Raw genomic sequence first — 21,972 nt, 5'->3', positions numbered from 1 at the left:
TGTTTCGGATATAGCACAGTATAGTGCCGCGCATCGGCAATGTCAATATCCGTACCCGGAAACCGAACAAACCGGGCGAGACGGATCAAATCCGCTCCCCGGTTTGTATGTCTTATCCGAATGGGAATCAGTTGCCCCACAGGGCAAGGCGCTCGTTCAATAGTTGCTGGCGCAGCTCTTCCGCCTTCTCGACGCCTGCCGATTCGATTTCCTTCATGTATTTGTCCCAGATGGCATCGAATTGGTCCGGTTTGGCAAGAATCGCTTCGGGAATCCGCTTCCAGGTAATGTTCTTAAGCTTCTCCTCGAGAACGACGAGATCGCTTTCGCTCGGAATCGGAATGTTCCACAGGGCTCCCCATGGCTTCATTTTGAATTCCTCTTCTTTCGGGAATAGATCCTTCCAGATGGTTCCCCCGTAAGCGGCAAGAACTTCCTTCTCCACATCGCTGTAATCGTTGATCAGCTGTTCCGGGAATCTTGTCGAGAAGTAGTTGCCTGAAGCATCTTGAACGCCATCGCCGTAGTGGGCGCTGAGCAGGTTATAGCTGCCGATGCCCGATTCCTTCTGGAAGTTGATGGCATCGTTGACCTTGCGATCGTTCACTTCCGCCGGAATGACGCGTTTGCCGTTTTCGACGTTGTAATGCTTGCCCTCGATGCCCCAATTCACGAGCACCTGGCCTTCTTCCGAAGCGAGGTAGTCCAAGAACTTGATCGTGCGAACCGGGTCCGGATTGTTGACGGAGATGGCAACGCCGGAGCCGCCCGTGAATCCCGTCGGCCAGAACGCTGTATGCTTATATTCTTCTGTGAGCGTGACTGGATAATGGCCGTACGCCTGATCGAACTTGCCTGCCGTTTTCAACGCTTTCTGACCGTCGTCGAAGCTCCACTTCTGGTCGATCAAGCCGAGTACTCGGCCTGTCGCAATCTTCGCCTTGTACTGGTCGTATTTCTGTACGAACGACTCTTTGTCCAGCAATCCTTCTGCGTTCATATGATTCAGCCAGCGGAAATATTCCTTTTCTACCGGACGACGGAAGTGATAGGTCACTTCGTTCGTGTCGATGTCCACATAGTATTCTCCATCGTCGGAACCGCCGGTTACCGCAAAGGCCGGATTCGTGACGCCGATGTACATCCGCCAGTCGTCGGCAATAAGGGAGAGCCCGACGTTCGGATTCCCGTTCTCGTCCTTCGGATGCTTCTCCAGATAGCCTTTGATCGCATTTTCAAAATCCTTGACCGTACGGATCGTAGGATAGCCGAGCTCCTTAACGACGCGGTGCTGCAGCTGGAAGCCCCCGACGGCTTCAAAGACGCGATGGTTGATACCATCGTACGAAGGAATAACGTAGATCGATTGATCTGACTCGCTGTATTTCAGGCGGTTCATTTGGCCTTCGAACAGCTTCTTCAGATTCGGAGCGTGCTGCTCGATCAAGTCCGTCAGATCAAGCACGGCGCCCGCGTCGACGAATTTGCTGATGCTATTCTTCGCGCTAATCAGATCGGGGTATTCGCCGCTTGAAGCGATGAGAGCGGATTTCTGGACAGCGTCGCCTACCGCGAATTCTGCGTTGAGCGAAATCCCGGTTTTTTCTCGGAGCACATTGCCGATGTCATCCTGATTATTTCCCCAGTTCGCGTTGACGTCTTCGCTGTAGAAGCTAAGCGACAGAGGTTCAAACTTCTCCTCGGACGGGGATGCGGACGCCGAGCTCGAGGCGCTCGGGGAAGCGCTCGGGGAAGCGTTCGGGCTGGACGAGCCTTTGTCGTTGTTGCTGCCGCATGCGGTTAACAGGCTGCCAAGAAGCGCGGCGCTCAGAATCAGGCTCGGCCATTTTCTCTTTGTTGCCATGTGGTACCCTCCTCAATAATGTGCGATTGCAATATACGTATAACGGGCATGCCCGCTGATACCGGTTACAAAGCCGGACCCGCATAAGCCGTCGCGCGAAGCGATCAGCCTTTGACGGAGCCGAGCGTCAAGCCCTTGACGAAGTACCGCTGCAGAAACGGATATACGAGCAGAATCGGCACCGAGACGAAAATCGTGATCGCCATCTTGACGGAATCCGGCGATACGGTTGACATTGACTGAATGAAGTTTTGCGAGCGGTAATCTCCCGAATTGTTCGTCGTACTCTGAAGCACTTTGACAAGCTCATACTGCAAGGTCGTCAAATGCTCGCTTGAGCCGTTATAGAGATAGGTATCGAACCAGGTGTTCCATTGGCCGACTGCGAGGAACAAGCCGATCGTCGCCAGGGCGGGCTTGGTCATTGGCAGGATAATCCGCCAGTATATCGTGAAATCGTTGGCCCCGTCGATTTTCGCCGATTCCTGCACCTCGTACGGGATGCCGTCCATGAACGACCGGACGACGAACACATTAAACGCGCTGACGATGCCGGGAAGAACGTAAACCGCGAACGTGTTCATCATGTTCAGATCTCTAATCAGAATATAGAACGGTATCAATCCGGCGGTCACATACATCGTCACGGCCAGGTAGGCGGATACGAACCTGCGTCCTTGAAAGTCGCGCCGCGCCAGCGTATAAGCGATCATCGACGCGCTGATTAACCCCATCACAGTGCCTGCAAGCGTGCGCAGCAGCGAATTTCTGAACCCTGTCGCAATCGTGTCGTAGTTGAAAATCACTTTGTAGTTTTCCAGCGTGAACTCACGGGGAAAGATCGTAATTCCGCCCCGCACGCTGTCGGTGGAATCGTTCAGCGATATCGCCAGCACGTTGAGAAACGGGTAGAGCGTAACGATTGATGTGACGATAAGTATCGCATAGATGAGAACGTCGACAGCCCGGTCGGACCAGGGGGCGCCTCTGCGAATGCTGCGAGCCGACATGCCAGTTCCCTCCTAGAATACGCTTTCTTTCGTGAAACGCTTGAACAATCCGTTCGCCGTGAAGAGCAAGATGACGGCAACGACCGAGTTGAACATGTTGATCGCCGTCGCGAAGGAAATCCGGTTAATCTTGATTCCGTATTCCAGAGCGTACAGGTCGAGCACCTTCGAGAAATCGGAGACGAGATTGTTGCCGAGCAAAAATTGCTTTTCGAACCCGATATTGATCAGATTGCCGATCGACAGAATCATGAGAATGATGATCGTCGGGCGGATGCCGGGCAGTGTAATGTGCCACATCTGCCGTAGGCGGCTCGCTCCGTCCACCTTGGCCGCCTCGTACAGCTCCGGCGCGATGCCGGCCATGGCCGCCAGGTAGATAATCGCGTTCCAGCCCGTTTCCTTCCAGACGTCGGACAGCGTGACGATACCCCAGAAATAATGTCCTTTCGCCAGCCACTGCACGGGTTCGTCCAGAAGACCGAGCCACATCAGGAAGTCGTTGACCGCGCCATTGTCGGTGGACAGCATCTTGGACACAATGCCGGCCACGACCGCCCAGGAGACGAAGTGGGGCAAATAGGAAATCGTCTGCGCCGTTTTCTTGAACGCCATATTTTTCACTTCGTTGAGCAGCAGCGCGAAGACGATCGGAATCGTGAAGCCTGCGATCAGCGACATGAAGCTCATCGCGAGCGTATTGCGCATGACCATATAGAACGTCTCGTCCTGGAAGAGCAGCCGGAAGTTATCGAACCCGACCCACTCCCGCTCCCATACCGACAGCTTCGGCTTGTACTTCTGAAAGGCCATCAGCCAGCCCCACAAGGGGTAGTAAGTAAAGACGAACGCCCACACGACGAACGGCAACGACATCAGATACAAGTACCGGTTTTGTAACGCCCGCTTGATAAAAAGAACCGTCTTCGACGGCGCCGGTCTTCCGACCGACGGGGCGCCGCTCTCCGGTATCGCTTTCATGAATACCCCTCCCTGCTGTATGAATTTATGATAATGAAAACGCATTCTTTTCGCTACACGCAGGATTCGCGCAATAATCATATAAAAATCGGATACAAGCAAAAACGTCTTCGGCGTCCTATGCGAGCCGAAGAAGCTTTGCGGAGACGATACAGGGATGAATAAGCGTGAAACTTATAAGGTCTGTATCGTTAAAAAAAAGGCCGTTCCCGCAAAGTCTTGGGAAACGGCAGCGCCGATCGGACAATCCCGATCCGGCTTTATTCGGTTGTATCCTCTCCCTCGCCCTTTTTCCGGAAGGAAATGGGGGACGAGCCGACGTACTTGCGAAATTTGGCATGAAAATAGTCCACGTTCGTATAGCCGACCTGCTCCGCCACCTCGTACACCTTTTTGCCTTGGCGGAGCAGCTCCTTCGCCTTCCCGATTCTGACCTTATCCAGATAGGTGTTGAAGTTCTCGCCGGTCGCGCTTTTGAACAGCTTGCCCAGGTAGGAGCTGCTGTAGCCCAGCGCTTCGGCCAACGCCTCCAGCTTGAGCGAATCGGAGCTGTTGCGGTGAATAAGCTCGATCATTTTCCGAACCTGCTTGTCCGGCCCCCCGTTATCCTCGCTTAGCCGATTGGAGATATCCTTGCCGATCGAGACCAGCCGTTCCAGCAGCTGTCCGTAGCGATATTCTCCGTATAACGAGGCCGTTCTGGCATTGAGCGTCTGCAGCTGCTCCCGCAGCTCCGGCCTCTTCAACGACAGCTTGGAGATCGCAGCGGACATGCTGGCGACAAAGCCCGCCTTGAGCTCCTGCTCGGACGCTCCGGCGGCCAGCCAGCCTGCGCCCATCCGCCGGAGGACGGCCTCGACGGCAGCCGGATTCGCGGCGTCCAGCGCAAGGAACAGCCTGTCCTCTGCCGAGCCGGTTTCCGCATCCTCCGCTTCGTCCGGCGTTTCGGGCTCCGCGAGGTGCATTCTCTCTCCCGCGTATAGAAAATGATGCTTCATCAGAGCACGCGCCCGTTCGTAAGAACGTCTCAGCGACGCCTGATCCGGGACGGCTCCGCCTGCGACCGAGACGAAATCGAGCCCGCATTCCCCGCAGGCCTCGGCGATCAGCCGATAGGCATCTTCGCGCCCGGACAGGGAAGACCCCGTCTCCTTCAGAAGCAGGCCGAGATAGGCGCCGGAGGAGAATACGGCTCCTCTGCCGACGCGCTCGAAGCGCTCCGCCAGCAGCCGCTTGATCCGGGCGACCGTGGCGGCCTCGATCTCTTCGCGGCTCTGAAGCTTGATAAGCGCGATCTCGTAAGCCATCGCAATCCATTCCTTCGTTCCCCCAAGCGACGCCTCTTCCCCCGACAACAGCTTCAGAATTCGGCCTTCCAGATTCCGCTCCTCGGCTTCCTCGCGGTCGATTGCCTCCAGCTCCTCCTTGACACGCCGCAAATAGCGAACAAGCTCGTCCTCGTCGATCGGCTTAAGCAAATAGCCGTCAACCCTCAGCTGCAGCGCCGTGCGCGCATATTCGAAATCCGCGTACCCGCTCAGGATCAGGAAGCGCGGACAAGGACGATACTGCTCTTGAATCGTTCGCAGCAGCTCAAGGCCGTCCATTCCCGGCATGCGAATGTCGACGATCACCAGCCGGGGCTCCAGAAGAGGAAGCTTGCGCAGCGCTTCCGCTGCATCGGATGCGACATCGACGACTCGAAAGCCCTCCTCCTCCCAATCGACGATTGTGCGAAGCCCTTCCCGAATCAACGGCTCGTCGTCCACGATCAATACGCTGTACATCGTTTTATGCTCCTTCCGCGGGAATTTGGAACGACATCCGAGTGCCCTTGCCCGGCTCGCTCTCCATCTTCAAGCCCGCTGTCTTCCCATAGGTCATGAGCAGCCTCTGCTGTATGTTGTGCAGCCCGATTCGGTCCGCATCTTGCTCCGACAGCGAGCGAAGCACTGCTTCAAGCTTGGCCTCCGTCATGCCGATTCCGTTGTCTTCGACGCCAACGTTCAGCATGCCGTCCTCCACCCAAGCCCTGACCGCGACGGCGCCTCCGCCGACCGACTTCTCCAGTCCGTGCACGACCGAGTTTTCCACGAGCGGCTGGATCAGCATTGGCATGATGGCCGCTTTCTCCGCCGCCGGATCGAGATGCAGCTCGTATGAAATCCGGTCCTCGTGGCGAAATTTCTGAATCTCCAGATAACAACGGATAATATCGAATTCCTCAAGCAGCGGAATTTCCTTCCCGGTCAGCTCCAGGTTTTTCCGCATCAGCTTGCCCAACATTTTCACCGTCTGGGAAATTTCCTTCTCTCCCTTCAAGTGCGCCTTCATCCGAATCGACTCCAACGCATTGTACAGGAAATGCGGATTGATCTGACTGGCCAGCATCTTCAGTTGAATCTCGTTCTGCTTCCGCTCCATATTGCGGGTAAGCTCCGACGAGGCTTGCACCTCCTCCATCAACTCCCGGATGCTGCCGACCATTTGGTTGAACTGGCGCTTGATCTGCCCGATCTCGTCATTCCCGTCCACGATCAGCTCCGAATTGAAATTGCCCATCGACACCTTGCTGATCTGCTTGTTGAATTTCAGGAGGCGCTTCGTCAGAACGGTGCATATCGAATAGATCAGCAGCAGCGCCAGCAGGAACGCCACGACGAGAATTTGAAAGCCGACCGACGTAATCCGGTTCGCTTCCTTCATAATGCTCTCGACCGGAAAAACAGACACGATCTTCAGCCCGTTGTAGCTGTTCTCCGGCCGCACGTTCTCCACGGTAACCTTGGACACGACTCCGCCCGCGGATAGCTCGTACTTGCCGGGACCGAGCCCTGCGACAGACTCCCCCCACGCCGATTTGCCCAGCGCCTTGCCGATCATCTCCGGACGATTGGAGGCGACGACAACGCCCATCTCGTCGGCGAGCGCGATCTCAGGCTCTTCCTGTCTTAGAAATCCGCTCAATTCACTCGTATTGACGTCGATCTGCAGCAGGCCAACCGAGCGGCTTTCGGGAAAATAAATGCTGCGGACAAGACTCAGCATGCTATCGGACGAGCGGGAGACGCTCTGGAAGTAATACCAGCCGAGACGCCCTGTCTGCTCGATCGCCGAGCTGTACCAGAACGTTGTCCGGGTCTGCTCATCCATTGGCGTAAACTCCCAGTTGTCGATGAGCGTCGGATTGTCCGCATACACCTTGAACCGGGTCACTTCGGTGTTGAAGTCGAGGAAGGTTTTGAACTTCTTGTAGTTCCAGTAGGCGTCTACCACCTGGAACACATTCTGATAACGCGTTGTGGCGACATCCTCCAGATCGTTGTCGAGGGAGAGCTGGTTGGCGAGAAGCACGGGGACGCTCAGCAGCTCTTGAACGCGGCTCTTGACCCGCTCCATCGTGCTCTCCGATTGCTCGGTCGCGCGTTCCAGCGCGGTTTGCCGAAACTCCTGCACGACGAAAAAGCCGACAATCATGAAGGGCAGGATGAAAAACAGCATATAGGACCACACCATTTTATTGCGCAGCTTCATGTCGTTGAATCTTCTGGCGTACCGGTTCACCGTTCCTCCCCCTTTTATTAAAGTTATAGGCCAGGCTTCCGAACATTGCAAGCGTTTCCCCCGTTGCGAAGCAAGACCATGCGGTTTGCTCCGCCCCACCTGCCCTCTGCATGAAGACTGTATAGGCAACCGTAGACACCTGCGGAAAAATGCCAAAAAGCCCCGCCGCTGGCGGGGCTGAAAAGACGAATTATACCTGGAAACACGTCGAAGCAGCATAATAGCTAATCACGCCTCAAGAGGTGAGAGGACGCTCCTGTCCCGGACAGGGTTGGGCCCGTTCCGCGATTTGCCCGACGGTGTATTTGCCCAGCACCTGCGCTACGGCGCTGTCCATCTCGGTCGTCAGCTCAAGGAAAACCGCATTCATTTCCTGGCCGAAGGCGTGGGTTCCGGTCGTCTCCCGGATGCCCGAGCACAGCGGGTCGGCGATATGCAGGGCGGAATACACCTCGGCCAGCGACAGCGTGCTCGGATCGCGCTTCAACCGGTAGCCGCCGTCCCGCCCTTCGCGCGTATCGACGATGCCGGCCTTGACGAGCAGGGACAGAATACGCCGGAGCAGCGTCGCCTCCGATTGCATATACTTAGCCAGCTCCGCGCTGGGACAAGTTCTCGCTCGTTCCTTCGACAAGATCACAAGCGCCTGAAGCGCCAAACCAAACCACTTTGGATGGTAGGATTCGCATTTTTCCGAATTCATGCAATCGCCTCCAATGGGTTGAATTGTATCGAAAAGCAAGCCCCCGGGCAAGTGGCAATATCATGACCGTTCTATCGCCAGAGGCCCGGAAGGACATCTTCCGGGCCTCCTCGGCTTCGTCAAGGCTGACGCATCGTCAGGCTTACGCGCCCCTTCTTCAGATCGACCCCCAGCACCCACACGGTAACCGTATCGCCGACGGCGACCACCTCCGTCGGATGCTTGACGAACTTGTTGCTGATCTGGGAAATATGAACGAGCCCGTCGTTCTTGATGCCGATATCGACGAAAGCCCCGAAGTCGACCACATTGCGAACCGTTCCCTTCAACTCCATTCCCGGCTTCAAATCCTCGATGTCCAGCACGTCCGTATGGAAAATCGGAGGCGGCAGCTCGTCGCGGGGATCCCTGCCCGGACGCTGCAGGCTGTCGACGATGTCGCGCAGCGTCGGAATGCCGACGTCGAGTCGAGCCGATACGTCCTCCAGACTGACGTCCTTCAGCTTCGCCTTCAACGCCTCCGAGCCGATCGCTTCGAGCTTCAGTCCCAGCTCCTTGAACAGCTTGCCGACAACGCCGTACGATTCGGGGTGAATCGGCGTGCTGTCCAGAGGGTTGCTTCCGTCCGAGATTCTTAGAAAGCCCGCGCACTGCTCGAACGTCTTGGCGCCGAGCCTCGGCACCTTCTGAATCTGCGAGCGCTCGGTGAACTTGCCCTTCTCCTCCCGCAGCTTCACGATGTTGCGGGCCATCGTGGCATTGATCCCGGACACGTAGGACAGCAGCGACGGAGACGCCGTATTGACGTCGACCCCGACATGGTTAACCGCCGACTCGACGACGCCCGTCAGGCTCTCGTCCAGTCTCTTCTGCGTCACGTCGTGCTGGTATTGTCCGACACCGATGGCCTTCGGCTCGATCTTCACCAGCTCGGCAAGCGGGTCCTGCAGCCGCCGGGCGATGGAAACCGCGCTTCGCTCCGAGACATCCAGAGCCGGGAACTCCTCTGCCGCCAGCTTGGACGCCGAATAGACGCTCGCCCCGGCCTCGTTCACGATCAAATATTGCAGGCCGCGTTCCGGCAGCGACTTGATGATGTCTACAACGAACTGCTCGGTTTCCCGCGAGCCCGTACCGTTGCCGATGACAATCAGATGAATGCCGTATTGGCTGATCAAGCGGCGGAAGACGACTTCCGCTTCGGCTTTCTTGTTGTGGGGAGGCGTCGGATAGGTAACGGCGACCTCCAGCAGCTTGCCGGTATCGTCTACGACCGCCAGCTTGCAGCCTGTACGGTAAGCCGGATCGACGCCAAGCACGACCCGCCCCTTGACCGGCGGCTGCAGCAGCAGGTTGCGCAGATTCTCGGAGAAGATGCCGATAGCGTGCTCTTCGGCCTTCTCCGTCAATTCTCCGCGAAGCTCCCGTTCGATAGACGGAGAGATCAGCCGCTTGTAGGCGTCTTCCGCCGCCGCAGCCAACGTCTCGCGCGCGACGGAAGGGCCCCTCAGCGTCCGGCGATTGATTTCATCGACGATCCGGTCCGCAGGCACCTCGATCGACGCGGAAAGGAATTCCTCCCGCTCTCCCCGGTTGATCGCCAGCACGCGGTGCGGCGGCAATCGCTTCACCGGCTCGGAATATTGATAGTACATTTCATAGACGGATTCAGCCTCCGCGTTCTTGGCCTTGCTCGCAAGCACGCCTTGATCCCAAGTGAACCTGCGCACCCAGCGGCGAATGTCGGCATCGTCGGCAAGTCCTTCAGCCACGATGTCGGACGCGCCCTGAATCGCCTCCTCGGGGGAGCCCACGCCTTTGTCCGCGTCTATATACTTGGCCGCTTCTCCGCGCAGGTCCCCCTGCTTGGGCTGCGAGAGCAGCCATATCGCGAGCGGCTCCAGGCCCCGCTCCTTGGCGACGCTCGCTCTCGTCTTGCGCTTCTGCCGATAAGGCCGGTACAGATCCTCGACCTCCTGCAGCTTCGCCGCCTTCTCGATCGCCGCTTGCAGCTCGGGGGTCAGCTTGCCCTGTTCCTCGATCAGGCGAATGACTTCCCCTTTACGGTCTTCCAGCCCCTTCAGGTAAGTACGCCGGTCGTCGATGGCGCGAAGCTGAACCTCGTCCAGCTCCCCGGTCATCTCCTTGCGGTACCGGGCGATAAAGGGAATCGTGTTCCCGTCGTCCAGCAGCGCCGCCACCGTTCGGACCTGACCCAGGCCCAGACCGAGCTCGGCCGCGATTTGCCTGATCATTTTCTCTTGCGTATCCTTTGCTGCGCTCTCGTTCCCCACGTTCATCGTTCGTGCCTCCCGTAGCATGCTTGTTGCATCCTTTTATTATCTCTTTCCTCTCGCCCTTAGGCAAGCTCAAGAGCTTGCCGGAAGATTGCGAAGCGGACTTCGGCCCGTGTCCGGAAATAAACGAAGCGACCTTATCCCGGTGGAGTGCCGGGAAAAGATCGCTGTAATGCCTAAGCAGGCTTTATTCGTATAGCGCAGCCTTGGTTTCCTCTTTCCCCGGCCCTTTGCTTCGTTTTACGCTTGGGACGCCCAGTTCCCCTTGCGGAATATCGGCACGACCGTTCCGTCCTGGCGGATGCCGTCGATGTCCATTTCGGCGGAGCCGATCATAAAGTCGGAGTGTACGATGCTTTCGTTCACGCCATGCTCCTGTAATTGCTCCCGCGACATCTGCTTTCCGCCTTCGAGGTTAAAGGCGTAACCGCTGCCGATGGCCAAATGGTTGGACGCATTCTCGTCGAACAGCGTATTCAGAAACAGGATGTTCGATTGCGAGATGGGCGATTCATGAGGCACCAGCGCGACTTCGCCCAAATAATGCGCTCCTTCGTCCGAATCGATGAGCTGGCGCAGAAACTCTTGCCCCTTCTCCGCCACCGCCTCGACGATGCGTCCGTTCTCGAACGTCAGCTTGAAGCCGTCGATCAAATTTCCGCCTTGGCTGAGCGGCTTCGTGCTGGACACGTGCCCATTCACGCCGGTTTTCAGCGGTACCGTAAACACTTCCTCCGTCGGCATGTTGGCCATGAACGGCACGCCGCTCTCGCTGGTGCTGCCCGCCGCGACCCAGAGATGCTTCGCCGGAAGCTCGACCGTGAGATCCGTGCCCGGAGCGCGATAATGAAGCTTTACGAAACGGTGCTCGTTCAGCCAATCGCTTTTCTTGACCAACGCCGCATTATGCTCTTCCCAGGCTTTCACCGGGTCGGGGGAATCCAGACGCACGGCCTGGAAGATCGCTTGCCAGAGCCGATCCACCGCCTCCGATTCCGACGCGCTGTCGGGAAATACCTTGGTGGCCCAGTCCTTGGTCGACGCCGCAACGACCGTCCAGCTAACCTTGTCCGCCTGGATGGCTCTTCTGAACTCCGACAGCCCATTGCCCGCCGCCTTCTGGTAGTTGCCGATGCGGGAAGGCTCTATACCTTGAAGCAAATCCGGGTTCGGGGAGGAGAAGGAGATGAAGGCTGCGCCCTTCGCCACGAATTCATTTCTCTTCGCCGTCTCCCATTCCGGAAAACGCGTAAATACGTCATCGGCCGCCTTCTCGTACTTCAAGCGGGTCAGTCCTTCATCCGTCCAGTCGACGTGAACGTTGCCTGCGCCAGCCTCGTAAGCTTTAGCGGCGACCTTCCGCACAAGATCGGCGATTTCGATCGACGCAAGCACGAACACCTCTTGCCCCTTCTGTACGTTAACGCCCACGCGAACGATCAATTCCGCGTATTTCTCAAGCTTCTGCTCCCAAGTTCCCATTATGTAGATCGCTCCATTCACCGTATAGTGGTATTCGCAACAAAAACGACAGGCAGCCTTCTATCCGAAGGTCGCCTGTCTTAATTTTACCATTAGAAGTCAATTAATCCGACACTGATTTGCAAGGCGTCGTTCACCTTGTGCATCGTGTCGTCGTCCAAATGCGTGATTTTATCGGTCAGCCGCTGCTTGTCGATCGTACGGATCTGCTCCAGCAAAATAACGGAATCCCGCTCCATGCCATGGGTTTTCGCTTCGATTTCTACATGCGTCGGCAGCTTTGCCTTCTGGATCTGCGCCGTTATGGCCGCAACGATCACCGTCGGGCTGAATCGGTTGCCGATATCGTTCTGAATAATCAGGACGGGACGCACCCCGCCTTGCTCCGAGCCGACGACGGGCGACAAATCCGCATAGAATACGTCTCCGCGCTTCACGATCAAGGTCTACACCCCGCTTACGAGGCGACCTAGTATATTCTCGGCGTCCTCTTCGGCGTGAAACGCTTCGGATGCCATATGGAGATTGATTTTGGCCATTTCCAAATACCCGCGCTGCATCGCGTCGCGAATCAACCGCTTCTTGCGTTCGACCAGATAGTGCTTCATGGCCTGACGAATGATCTCGCTGCGGTTGGTATTTTCCTTGGCGACGACGAAGTCGACTTCGCGCAGCAAGTGATCCGGAAGACTGATCATAATGCGTTTCGTATTGTGTAAATTGGCCACCGAACGGACACCCCCAAAGATTTTCCAACAAGCACCCTATTTTCCAGTATGCATGAGACCGTTCGGAATTATACGACTCGATCCCCCGCAGTCGGATCCTTATCCGAGCTTTTTCGCATAGGGGTTACCATTCGCGATCAAGCCCCGACATTCCTGCCGATTCCGACAATAAAAAATAGCCAAAATTATCCCTGAAGCGGATTGACGACGGCAACGACCTCTCCATTGCTGCGGTATACCCTCGGAATTCTCGTCGCCAGCATGCAGATGAGCTCGTAATTGATCGTTCCCAGCTTGCTTGCCACTTCTTCCGCGGTAATCTGAGCCTCTCCTTGACGTCCGATCAGCACGACCTCTTCCCCCGGCGCGATCTTGACGGCACCCGCCGACTGTGCGGCATTCAGACCAATCATGCATTGATCCATGCATATCGTCCCCAGCACAGGTACGCGGCGTCCGCGCACAAGCGCTTCCGCTTTGCCGCTCAGCATGCGGCTGAAGCCGTCGGCGTAGCCGATCGGCAGCGTGCCGATCGCTTCCTCTCCCTGCGTAAAATACCGGGTTCCGTAGCTGATGCCTTCTCCCGCCGGCAAGCTCTTCACATGGGTGATGGCGGTTTTGAGCGTTAAGACCGGTTCAAGCCGAACGGCCTCTTCCCGCACCTCGGCGCTTGGGTACAAGCCGTACATACCGATGCCCAGACGCAGCATGTCGCCGGTGTGCTCGGGCAGATCGATGCCCGTCGCGCTGTTGCCCGAGTGTATGATCGAGATCGGCATACCCGATCGGCGCACGTAATTCGTCACGCTCGCGAATCGTTCGACCTGCTTCATCGTATACGTCTTATCCTGTTCATCCGCGCACGCGAAGTGCGTATACAGACCTTCTATATCCAACTGCGGCAGAGCGAAGGCCTTCTCCAGAAACCGCTCCGCTTCTCCTCCCGGCAGCAAGCCAAGCCTGCCCATGCCCGAATCGATCTTCACATGAGCCTTCAGCTTCTTCTCCGATGCCGGGAGGCTCGCCGCCGCTTCCAGCATTTCTTCCCGATATAGCGTTATCGTAATGCCCCGTTCTCTGGCCAGAGGGTACCCTTCTGGAGGCGTATAGCCCAGTACCAGAATCGGAGCGTCTATTCCCGAAGCCCGTAATTGCAATGCTTCGTCCAAAAAAGCGACTCCCAAATAATCCACGCCGACCGAAACCGCTCTTCTGGCGATTTCCACTGCCCCATGCCCATATGCGTTCGCCTTGACGGAGGCCAGTATTCTGGTTCCGGGAGCCAGATGACGGCGCAACGCCAGGATGTTGCGATCCAGGGCGTCTAGGGAAATCTCGGCTACGGTCGCCCGATAATAACAGTCCACGGACCGTTCACCTACCCTGCTGCTCAATACTGCAATAAATTTATGTTACCGGGAGGATGAAGGACTGTCAACGATATTCAGGAAGGCAACCTTTGCCAGCTCGCCGCAGGCAAAGGGCGAGGAGGAGTCCGTCTCTCCCTCGCCTCGCCCCGATCCGTACTCGTCTCGCCGATGTACGGTCTGTTCCATTTTATTTGCCCGAGGAATCCACCATGGACTGAGCGATTCTTACCATATCGTCATGCGGCAGATCCTCGCTGCTCAGACGGAACTCCATGCCGTTGTAGCTCCAGGTCAGCGTCGTTATCGCGCCTTCCGTCAAGTGGCCGAGCGTGAAGCCGAGATCGAGCGAGATGCCTTCGCTGAGCGTGACCGCTCTAACTTTCGCGACGCTCTCCACAAGGGTGAAGTCGTAGCTGCCGGTATACCGGAGCATGACGCCCTGCTGATCGCCCAGCTGGAGATCGCTCGTATCCTGCCACTCTACGCCTGTCGGCAATGCCTCCGCGTCCGGCTCGATCACGGAGAAGGTCGCTTGCTCCGGCGCAGGCGGCTCGGTCCCTTCTCCCGTAGCCTTGTCGTCCGGAGCCCCGGAAGCGTCGGGCGTAGCCTCCGGTGAAGCGCCGGAGCCCGGAGCGGACGAGCTGTCGGGACTCGGGCTGCCTTCGGGGGACTGCTCCGACGGCTTCGCGTTCGAATTCGGAACGACACCCATGTTCTTATCCATATCGAAGGCGGATTTGTCGAACTTCTTGCCGAATTCGAAGGAATTGAAGATGACCTCGACCATCTTGTTCCCGTTGGCATCCGAGACTTCGACGTGCTTGGGCGCGTAGTCATTCTGGGCCAGCCAGATTTTCTGCCGGGCGAACGAGCCGTTCTGGTAGTTGCCGGCCATGACGTCGAATACGTAGCTGTCCTTGTCCGTCGCGAACTGCCGCGAGTTGTCCATAATGATGCTTTGCGCCAGCGTCTGATAGAGGTAGACCTGACCTTGATTGTCCGGCCAGTCGCTCTGGAAGCGATAGCTTTTATTCAGCTGCGGGGTGAGCACGAATACCCCTTCCGTGTTGCGAAGAACGATCTGCGTAATGTCCCGCTTGGCGTTCGTCAGCGCGATCCGGTACATGTCCGGCTTCTGGTACCATACTTCCACCTTGTACTCCAGCGGCTGCTGTCCCGTATGCAAGATCATCGTTCCTCTGCCTTCGTAGCTTTCCATTTTGTCCACGACTTTGTCCAAATCCTTCACGATCGAATCCGCGTTCTTGCTTCCGCAACCGGCCAGTAAAACAACCATTGCGACTGCAACGGCGGCGATCCATGAAATCCGACGACGCATGCGATCCACCCCTCAGCACTTTAATCAAGCCATGGTTCATGTCTATGAGGGGACTTGACCAAATATGCAGACTAGCATGACAAGCGGTGGTCGCAGCCAGCCTGAAGGACGATCGTCCGGCTTGAAACCGGAGAGGACGGCTGCCCCAAGATCCGGGGAGTAGCAAATCATCCCTTCTCAGGAAACCTTTCCGCTTCGGCCAGCGTCTTCGACTGATCGGCTTCGCGGCCGCTTCGCTTCACCCTTGCGTTGCGGGCTCATTCCTTCTGCGAAGGCCTTCTGCAATCGTGTAAGCGACGAGGAAGAGAACCATAAACCCGGCGGAATACCGGTACATAACCGCGTAATTCGATGCCGAAGAGATGACGCCCAGGACGAAGGCTCCCAGGGCGACTCCCAAATCCGTCGAATTGTAAAACAGACTGTTGGCGACGCCGTGCTGTTCCCTTGCGGAGGAACGCAATAGCCAGGCCTGCAGGGTTGGCTGAATCGCTCCGAAGCCGAGCCCGTACAGCAACGCCGACAGGATCAGCACGGGCATCGTCGTCGCGAGCGATAGAACGCTCAAGCTGGCAATGATGCAGAACGCGGCAGGAACAAGCACGACGGCATGTCCCTTGCGGTCGAACAATTTGCCCGAGATCGGACGTACGATGAGAATGGTCACGACGTTGAAGAGGAAGAATAGCCCGACCTGCTCCAGGTGAACCGATTCGCCGAACAGGGAAATAAAGCTGAGCACTCCTCCGTAGGTAATCGCCAGCAGCACGTTAAGAAATGCCGGGAATAACAGCCGCTTGTTGAAGGATCGGCGACCGGAGGCGGCCTGACGTGAATCTCCCCCTGCCTTGCGCCCGCTCGGGGCCGTTCCGGCCAGCAGCAGAACCGGTATGGCGAGCAGCAGCGTAACGGTTCCGACAACGGTTAACGCTCCGAAGCCGGCTTCCTTCATGACGTTCAGGCCGATCAAGGGTCCCACAGACATGGCCAGGCTGGTGGAAAGCCCGAAATACCCGATTCCTTCCCCGACCCTGTTGCCGGGAATCGACTGCGACACGAGCGTCGGAATAATGGTGCTCGCCATTCCGAAGCCCAGCCCGAAGCCGATTCTCATCAAGAGCAGCGATTCGATCGAATGGGCCAACACGTAGATCGCGGTCATTAGAATACCGATGGCGAAGCCGCTGTAGAGGAGCTTCTCCCTGCCGATCCTCCTCATTAATCCCGCCGTCATGAACCGCGCGAAGATCGCAGCCAGCGCGAATACGCTCGTGAACAGGCTAAGCGTCAGATCGTCCGCGCCATATTGGCCTTTCACGTAAGCCGGAAACGCCGCCAGCAGCATTTGCAAATTGAGAAATAACAAAAACGAGCTCGCCGTAAGCGCGAGAAAAGCTCTTGTCCATAGCTTCTCCGGCGCTTTTGTTTGCAATTTCATGTTGTCCCTACTCCCGTTCCGAGATGTCCTGTACATGCTGTCCGATTCTGGAGAGCAGCTCCCTTAGAAGATCCAATTCTTCATCCGATACGCATTGTCGTACCTCTTCGTTCAACCGGCGCTCGACCGGAATCATTTCCTCCATCAGCCGTTTGCCCTCATCCGTGATATATACCTTGAAGGAGCGCCGATCGCGCTCTCCGATCTTCCTGTACACCAGCCGCCTTTGTTCGAGATGATCCAGTATTCGCGTCGTCGTAGGCCTGTCCCGGCCGGAGCGCTCGGCGATTTCCTTCTGGATCAGTCCTTCCGCCTTATAAATCTGGAACAATACCGACCATTGCTCCGGCGTAATCTCGTAGCTTTTCATTCGGCTTAGAAATAACGTCGTCAGCTTGCGGTAGGTGAGTCCCAGCATATGTCCGATCGCTTGTTCCTTATCAAATAGCTGCGTCATTTGTCCTTTATTTATGCTCCTTTCGGGTTATTTAGTTGCTTAGACAATTATATTTCAAGCAACAATCGCTGTAAACTCATAAAAAATAAGCCGCGCCCAATCGCTTGGGAGCGGCCATTCATTAAAAGCGGGCCGAGGCGAATTGCCGGATGGCCTCTTGCCGACAGAGGCCGATCAGTCGAAGCCCCGTTTGTAGAACAGCTTGATCGAAGCTCTCGCGCATACGAGGGAGAACAGCGCGAACAGCAAGCCCCAGAAAGCGGCGGGAATGTACGTCGCCCGGTCCAGATTCGCCGCATCCCCGGCAGCCGCCGGGTCCTGGAAGGCCATGGAGAGAATAATAAGTGCGCTTAGAACGGATTCAACCAGGCAAATGAAGGCAACGAGCAAGTAATAGCCCTTCAGCAGCCCCGGACGGGACCACACGCAGATCAGGATGGTCAGGATCGCAAAACCCGCGCACCAGGCCATCCCGTAGCCGTTGCGGACGAAGAGCGCAAGTCCCAGCACGGCGATTGACGCGATGACGATCAGTCCCGCTTTCTCTTTCTTGCGAGAATGCAGATAGAATAGCAGAACGGCGAACAGGGCCGAGCCGAAGTAGCCCGCCAAGGAGATCGGAACGCTCTTCCACCCTCCCGCGTAAGCGGAATAGGTGAGCCCGCTTTGGTCCGAATAGAGATGAACGTACAGAACGTCCCCGGACAACAGCAGCGTGGCCAGGGCATGGAACAGCTCATGAATCAGCGTATCGACATTGCGGAAAAAATCGGAGAACGGAATCAAGCGCGTAAGAACCGCCGCAATCGTAAGGAACAGCGCGACCCGAAGCCATGAACGGATGACAATCCCTTCTTTCTGTTGCGAATTCGTTGTGAACAGCTGCAATCCGTTGCCATTATATCACTGCTGCGCTTATGTCGATAGAGAATTCCCGGCGCGGCGAAACAGCCCTCCGCTTCATTGCAAGCGGGGGCTGCCCATATCTCTCTATCCTGCACTCTGATTATTGACCGCCGTCGACAACCGTTCCTCTCAGCGGATCAAGTTCATTTTCCCACTGGATGCGAATGGATTTGCCTTCGAACAGGTCCGGCTGATCCGACACCTGAAAATGCAGGTGCGCCTCGCTCGAATTGCCGGAGTTGCCGCATAGTCCGATCGGATCGCCCTGGGACACTCGATCCCCGACCTTCACCTCGACCGAGCCCTCCTGCAAATGGGCCAGGAAGCTGAACTCTCCGTCGCCATGGTCTATGACGACGACATTGCCCGCAGGATGCTCCGTGTTGAACGTGCCAACCGGCACGTTGTCCTTGATATCGTTCACGACGCGCGCCACTATGCCGTCGCCCGGAGCGAGAATCGGCTGGCCGTAGGCGTAATAGCTTTCGTTCCGGGCAGGGTCTCCTTCGTACGAAGCGCCATTCTTTGCTTGGACCAGATCGTAGGCATAGCGCTGGCTTTCGTGCTCGTAATGATAATTCATCAGCACGTTGGTTCCTCCCCACACGACGAACCATTCCCCCTTGAAGGGCAGCCCGTAGGCCCTCTTGGTCTTGACGGCATCCGTGTCAGGAAACTGCTTCAGAGGTTGCAGGCGCATTGCGAGTATCGTTCCCTGATCGTCGAAGGTCATGCTCAACGCCTGCCGTCCTTGAGGATCGGTCCACACGTAAGAAAGCTGCCCCTCAAGCTCCGCCTGCGGCTCCCGCTTCCACTCCTTCACGTCCGCGCTGAACTCGACATAACCCTCGCGCAACTGCTCGACGCTAATCGCCTTGTGGAAGTCCTCGCTCATCTGGGCGTACACCTTGTCGAACTGTCCCTCTATCAGTGCCGATGGCACCTGCTCAGGGCTTAATCGCGCCCCGCTCTCCTTCTTCGGCTCGGGCGACTCCGCAACGGCGGAAGGCGCAACCGAAGACGACGGCGACGGCGACGCGTTGTGCTTCCCGTCATCCCCGCTCCCGCATCCGGTTACCAACAAGGCGCATCCCGTCAGCAGCACGATCATTTTTTTCAACTCTGCCACATCCTTTGCTTTGCTCTGTTCTCTCCTTCCATTATGTACGATCAGCCTTATGTCCTTCGCAACGGAAGCTTACGTCCAGCTTAATCTTGTCCGGGGAGAATTAAGGTTCCGTTAAGACGATAGCGTCCCTGGCCGGCTGCAGACGTGTTAAAATTAACTTACCCTTATCGTACCGTGACAAAGGAGCGACACCCTATGAACGAAGCCTCCATTCTTCTGGTCGACGACGAGCTGGCCATCCTCCAATTGCTGGGTACCGTGCTTCGCAAGGAAGGCTTTCACAAGCTCACCCAGGTCAAGACAGCCGAGGAAGCGCTCGACATCTGCGCCAGACAAAGCTTCGACGCCATCGTGCTGGATATCGCCCTGCCGGGAATGAGCGGGATCGAGGCTTGCCCCTTCCTTCGCCGTTTGACCGATGCCCCGATTCTGTTTCTTAGCGCCAGAACAACGGACTTCGACAAGCTTACCGGCTTCGCCGTCGGAGGCGACGATTATGTGACCAAACCGTTTAATCCGTTGGAGATCGTGGCTCGAATCAAATCCCTGCTTCGCCGTTCGGGCAAGGCCGCCGCAGCCGCGCCACCGGCTCCCGGAGGCACTCTTGACTTCGGAGGCTTTCAGATTCATGAAGCCGCCGCGGAGCTTCGGGTCGACGGAAAGCTCGTAGCCTGTCCCTCGCTTGTGTTCCAGCTCTTGCTCTTTCTGTGCAAAAATCCGAATCGGGTGTTTACGAAAAGCGAGCTCTACGAACGGGTGTGGGGCGAGCATAGCCTGAGCGACGATAACACGATCATGGTGCATATTCACCGCATCCGCGAGCGAATCGAGCCTGACCCGAGTCAGCCCCGATACTTGGTCAATGTCCGGGGGCTGGGGTACAAGCTGGTCGCGCAGGAGCCTGTCCATGAGCGTTAAGAGGAGACTGGCCCTGCGCCTGATCGCTTGGCTGATCCCGATCGGCCTGATTCTGTTCGCCCTGGCCGCCCTTGCGATGAACTGGACGCTTAACCAACTGAACCGAATCGAAGCCATGCGGCAGTTCAACAGCGCCGGCTTGTACGAGCTGGTTCGGACCATTCAGAAGGAGGGCGATCAGGTTCGTTTCGATCCGAAGCTCCTGGAATTGGTGAAAGAGACCGGAGGCTGGCTGCAATATATCAATGAGGAGGGGCGCGTGACGGAGGAATTCTTCACGCCCGCCGATGTGCCGAAAGCCTACGGACCGGGTCAGCTGACCGCCTACTGGCTGGGGAAGAGTCCTTTTCCGTACGAATTGTACTTATGGATTCAAGAGAAGGACGGCGCCATGCATACGCTGATCTACGGCATAGCCAGAGAAACCGACGCCCACGTTCGCCAATTGGCCGAAGAGGCTGTCATTCGAGGGCGGGAGATCGTCCTGGGCGAGAAATTAAGCGCAGGCTTGCTAGACAGCTCTTCCTGGGTGCAGCTGCTGGATGGCAGGGGGCGCGAGATCGCCTCGTTCAACCGTCCCGCCGGCGCGCCCGCCTCCTATACGGCACAGCAATTGGCGCTGCAATCGGTCTACCCGGACCGCTATGGAACGAAGCTTGCCACGTATTACGACGACACCGCTTCCCGCACGTGGGTCATCAGTACGCCGCTGCCCGGCGTCGTCCCGGGAGAGACTCCCGCGCTAAGTCCCGAAAGCCGGGTCATCGTGACGGGCATCGGAGTATTGCTGTTAAGCGCGATCCTTCTGTTCGTTCTCGCGTCTCTCTGGTTCGGACAACGCTTCGGATCGCCGATTGTCCACGTGCTTAACTGGCTGCGGCAGCTTGGGGAAGGCAGATACGAGGAGCCCGTCACCTCCGGGGGAGTTCCTCGCAGCCAGGACCGCAAGGGCCGCAGAAAACGCAAGTACCGTGTGTACCACGATGTGCTTAACTCCATGGATACGCTCTCGCAGACGCTCCATGCCAATGAAGCCATGAGAATCGAAACCGAGCGTATGCGGGAGGAGTGGATTGCCGGAGTTTCGCATGATCTGAAGACGCCGCTCTCCTCCATCACGGGTTACGCGCACCTGCTGAACAATCGCGAATACGAATGGTCCGCGGAAGAAATCCGTTCGTTCAGCGCCGTCATACTGGAGAAATCCGCCTATCTGGACGAACTGCTCAACGACCTTGCATTGACTTATCGGCTGAAGAACGGGCAGAACGCCCCTTCCTTAGAGATGCTGGACCTGAACGAATATGCGAGCGATGCCGTTATGGAGGCTGCCCGGCACCCGGCCGCCCCTGCGGGCAAAGTACGCTTTGTTCCTGCCGCCTCTCCTGTTTACGTGAATAGCTACAGACCGTGGTTAAAGCGTATCTTCGACAATCTGGTCGCCAACGCCCTGCTTCACAACGAAGCGGAAACCGTAGTGACCGTTTCCGTGACAGGCTCCGCTTCCGGCGAAGTCGTGCTGACCTTCGAGGACAACGGCAGAGGCATGGATAAGGAAACGGCGGATCGGCTGTTCGAGAGATATTATCGGGGCACCGATACGGAAAGCCGGACGGAAGGCTCCGGTCTGGGAATGGCTGTCACGAAAGCGCTCGTAGAGAAGCTTGGCGGTACGATTGCGGTGGATACCGCGCTCGGGAAAGGTACTGTCATCCGCTTGAGCTGGAAATCGGCACCTGGGAGTCCAGCTTGAGGAAGACCCGCCTCTCTCTGTCCAAGCAGACAA

18 protein-coding genes are annotated in these 21,972 nt (G+C 57.1%); 2 read left to right on the top strand and 16 right to left on the bottom strand.

Going from position 1 to position 21,972, the window contains the following annotated elements; translation table 11 throughout:
- Positions 1–127 precede the first annotated feature (127 nt).
- The 16 genes from ACFO1S_RS03405 to ACFO1S_RS03330 all read right to left on the bottom strand — a co-directional run bounded on the left by ACFO1S_RS03405 (position 128) and on the right by ACFO1S_RS03330 (position 19,250).
- Positions 128–1,864 carry an ABC transporter substrate-binding protein gene (locus ACFO1S_RS03405; RefSeq protein ID WP_204600650.1) on the bottom strand — a complete coding sequence of 579 codons (1,737 nt, stop codon included), beginning with the start codon at positions 1,862–1,864 and terminating at the stop codon, positions 128–130.
- Positions 1,865–1,968: 104 nt separating this feature from the next.
- Positions 1,969–2,874, bottom strand: coding sequence for a carbohydrate ABC transporter permease (locus tag ACFO1S_RS03400; protein ID WP_204600651.1), 906 nt, complete (start codon positions 2,872–2,874; stop codon positions 1,969–1,971).
- A gap of 12 nt (positions 2,875–2,886) precedes the next feature.
- Positions 2,887–3,855, bottom strand: coding sequence for an ABC transporter permease (locus ACFO1S_RS03395; RefSeq protein WP_204600652.1), 969 nt, complete (start codon positions 3,853–3,855; stop codon positions 2,887–2,889).
- 260 nt (positions 3,856–4,115) lie between these two features.
- Entirely contained in the window at positions 4,116–5,642 is a 1,527-nt protein-coding gene (locus tag ACFO1S_RS03390; RefSeq protein ID WP_204600653.1) for a response regulator, read from the bottom strand.
- A 4-nt stretch (positions 5,643–5,646) separates the two neighbouring features.
- A complete protein-coding gene (locus ACFO1S_RS03385) occupies positions 5,647–7,419 on the bottom strand; it encodes a cache domain-containing sensor histidine kinase (protein ID WP_204600654.1) in 1,773 nt (590 codons plus the stop codon).
- Positions 7,420–7,654: 235 nt separating this feature from the next.
- Positions 7,655–8,122, bottom strand: coding sequence for an Rrf2 family transcriptional regulator (locus tag ACFO1S_RS03380; RefSeq protein ID WP_204600655.1), 468 nt, complete (start codon positions 8,120–8,122; stop codon positions 7,655–7,657).
- A 119-nt stretch (positions 8,123–8,241) separates the two neighbouring features.
- Positions 8,242–10,422: a Tex family protein gene (locus tag ACFO1S_RS03375; protein WP_378126239.1), complete on the bottom strand. Its 2,181-nt coding sequence runs from the start codon at positions 10,420–10,422 to the stop codon at positions 8,242–8,244.
- Between the two features lie 237 nt (positions 10,423–10,659).
- Positions 10,660–11,901 (bottom strand): aminopeptidase, encoded by a 1,242-nt coding sequence (locus tag ACFO1S_RS03370; RefSeq protein WP_204600657.1) that lies wholly within the window; start codon positions 11,899–11,901, stop codon positions 10,660–10,662.
- A gap of 92 nt (positions 11,902–11,993) precedes the next feature.
- Positions 11,994–12,344, bottom strand: a complete 351-nt coding sequence (locus ACFO1S_RS03365; protein ID WP_204600658.1) for a type II toxin-antitoxin system PemK/MazF family toxin — start codon at positions 12,342–12,344, stop codon at positions 11,994–11,996.
- A gap of 3 nt (positions 12,345–12,347) precedes the next feature.
- A complete protein-coding gene (locus tag ACFO1S_RS03360) occupies positions 12,348–12,629 on the bottom strand; it encodes a CopG family ribbon-helix-helix protein (RefSeq protein ID WP_378126237.1) in 282 nt (93 codons plus the stop codon).
- Positions 12,630–12,814: 185 nt separating this feature from the next.
- A complete protein-coding gene (gene alr, locus ACFO1S_RS03355) occupies positions 12,815–13,996 on the bottom strand; it encodes an alanine racemase (protein WP_204600659.1) in 1,182 nt (393 codons plus the stop codon).
- 190 nt (positions 13,997–14,186) lie between these two features.
- Positions 14,187–15,338 carry a LolA family protein gene (locus ACFO1S_RS03350; RefSeq protein ID WP_204600660.1) on the bottom strand — a complete coding sequence of 384 codons (1,152 nt, stop codon included), beginning with the start codon at positions 15,336–15,338 and terminating at the stop codon, positions 14,187–14,189.
- A gap of 238 nt (positions 15,339–15,576) precedes the next feature.
- Positions 15,577–16,776, bottom strand: a complete 1,200-nt coding sequence (locus ACFO1S_RS03345; RefSeq protein WP_204600661.1) for an MFS transporter — start codon at positions 16,774–16,776, stop codon at positions 15,577–15,579.
- Between the two features lie 7 nt (positions 16,777–16,783).
- Positions 16,784–17,233: a MarR family winged helix-turn-helix transcriptional regulator gene (locus ACFO1S_RS03340; protein ID WP_204600662.1), complete on the bottom strand. Its 450-nt coding sequence runs from the start codon at positions 17,231–17,233 to the stop codon at positions 16,784–16,786.
- 174 nt (positions 17,234–17,407) lie between these two features.
- On the bottom strand, positions 17,408–18,121 hold the full coding sequence (locus ACFO1S_RS03335) for a M50 family metallopeptidase (protein WP_378126235.1): 714 nt from the start codon (positions 18,119–18,121) through the stop codon (positions 17,408–17,410).
- Positions 18,122–18,239: 118 nt separating this feature from the next.
- Positions 18,240–19,250, bottom strand: a complete 1,011-nt coding sequence (locus ACFO1S_RS03330; RefSeq protein WP_378126294.1) for a peptidoglycan DD-metalloendopeptidase family protein — start codon at positions 19,248–19,250, stop codon at positions 18,240–18,242.
- Positions 19,251–19,463: 213 nt separating this feature from the next.
- Between ACFO1S_RS03330 and ACFO1S_RS03325 the strand changes: the two genes are divergently transcribed.
- Positions 19,464–20,186, top strand: coding sequence for a response regulator transcription factor (locus ACFO1S_RS03325; RefSeq protein ID WP_204600663.1), 723 nt, complete (start codon positions 19,464–19,466; stop codon positions 20,184–20,186).
- Entirely contained in the window at positions 20,176–21,939 is a 1,764-nt protein-coding gene (locus ACFO1S_RS03320; RefSeq protein ID WP_204600664.1) for a sensor histidine kinase, read from the top strand. The genes ACFO1S_RS03325 and ACFO1S_RS03320 overlap by 11 nt, the downstream gene beginning before the upstream one ends.
- The last annotated feature ends 33 nt before the right edge of the window (positions 21,940–21,972 follow it).

This window comes from Cohnella boryungensis (genome assembly GCF_042651945.1).
In the GTDB taxonomy this organism is placed as follows: domain Bacteria; phylum Bacillota; class Bacilli; order Paenibacillales; family Paenibacillaceae; genus Cohnella; species Cohnella boryungensis.
The sequence above is the reverse complement of the archived record's forward strand: the minus strand, read 5'-3'. Positions and strand labels throughout refer to the sequence as shown.

Excerpts from the sequence above, each read along its gene's own strand:
- ACFO1S_RS03370 (WP_204600657.1), bottom strand. The coding sequence starts at position 11,901 with ATGGGAACTTGGGAGCAGAAGCTTGAGAAATACGCGGAATTGATCGTT.
- ACFO1S_RS03320 (WP_204600664.1), top strand. The coding sequence starts at position 20,176 with ATGAGCGTTAAGAGGAGACTGGCCCTGCGCCTGATCGCTTGGCTGATC.
- ACFO1S_RS03400 (WP_204600651.1), bottom strand. The coding sequence starts at position 2,874 with ATGTCGGCTCGCAGCATTCGCAGAGGCGCCCCCTGGTCCGACCGGGCT.
- ACFO1S_RS03340 (WP_204600662.1), bottom strand. The coding sequence starts at position 17,233 with ATGACGCAGCTATTTGATAAGGAACAAGCGATCGGACATATGCTGGGA.
- ACFO1S_RS03330 (WP_378126294.1), bottom strand. The coding sequence starts at position 19,250 with ATGATCGTGCTGCTGACGGGATGCGCCTTGTTGGTAACCGGATGCGGG.
- ACFO1S_RS03380 (WP_204600655.1), bottom strand. The coding sequence starts at position 8,122 with ATGAATTCGGAAAAATGCGAATCCTACCATCCAAAGTGGTTTGGTTTG.
- ACFO1S_RS03375 (WP_378126239.1), bottom strand. The coding sequence starts at position 10,422 with ATGAACGTGGGGAACGAGAGCGCAGCAAAGGATACGCAAGAGAAAATG.
- ACFO1S_RS03390 (WP_204600653.1), bottom strand. The coding sequence starts at position 5,642 with ATGTACAGCGTATTGATCGTGGACGACGAGCCGTTGATTCGGGAAGGG.
- ACFO1S_RS03405 (WP_204600650.1), bottom strand. The coding sequence starts at position 1,864 with ATGGCAACAAAGAGAAAATGGCCGAGCCTGATTCTGAGCGCCGCGCTT.
- ACFO1S_RS03350 (WP_204600660.1), bottom strand. The coding sequence starts at position 15,338 with ATGCGTCGTCGGATTTCATGGATCGCCGCCGTTGCAGTCGCAATGGTT.
- ACFO1S_RS03395 (WP_204600652.1), bottom strand. The coding sequence starts at position 3,855 with ATGAAAGCGATACCGGAGAGCGGCGCCCCGTCGGTCGGAAGACCGGCG.
- ACFO1S_RS03325 (WP_204600663.1), top strand. The coding sequence starts at position 19,464 with ATGAACGAAGCCTCCATTCTTCTGGTCGACGACGAGCTGGCCATCCTC.
- ACFO1S_RS03345 (WP_204600661.1), bottom strand. The coding sequence starts at position 16,776 with ATGAAATTGCAAACAAAAGCGCCGGAGAAGCTATGGACAAGAGCTTTT.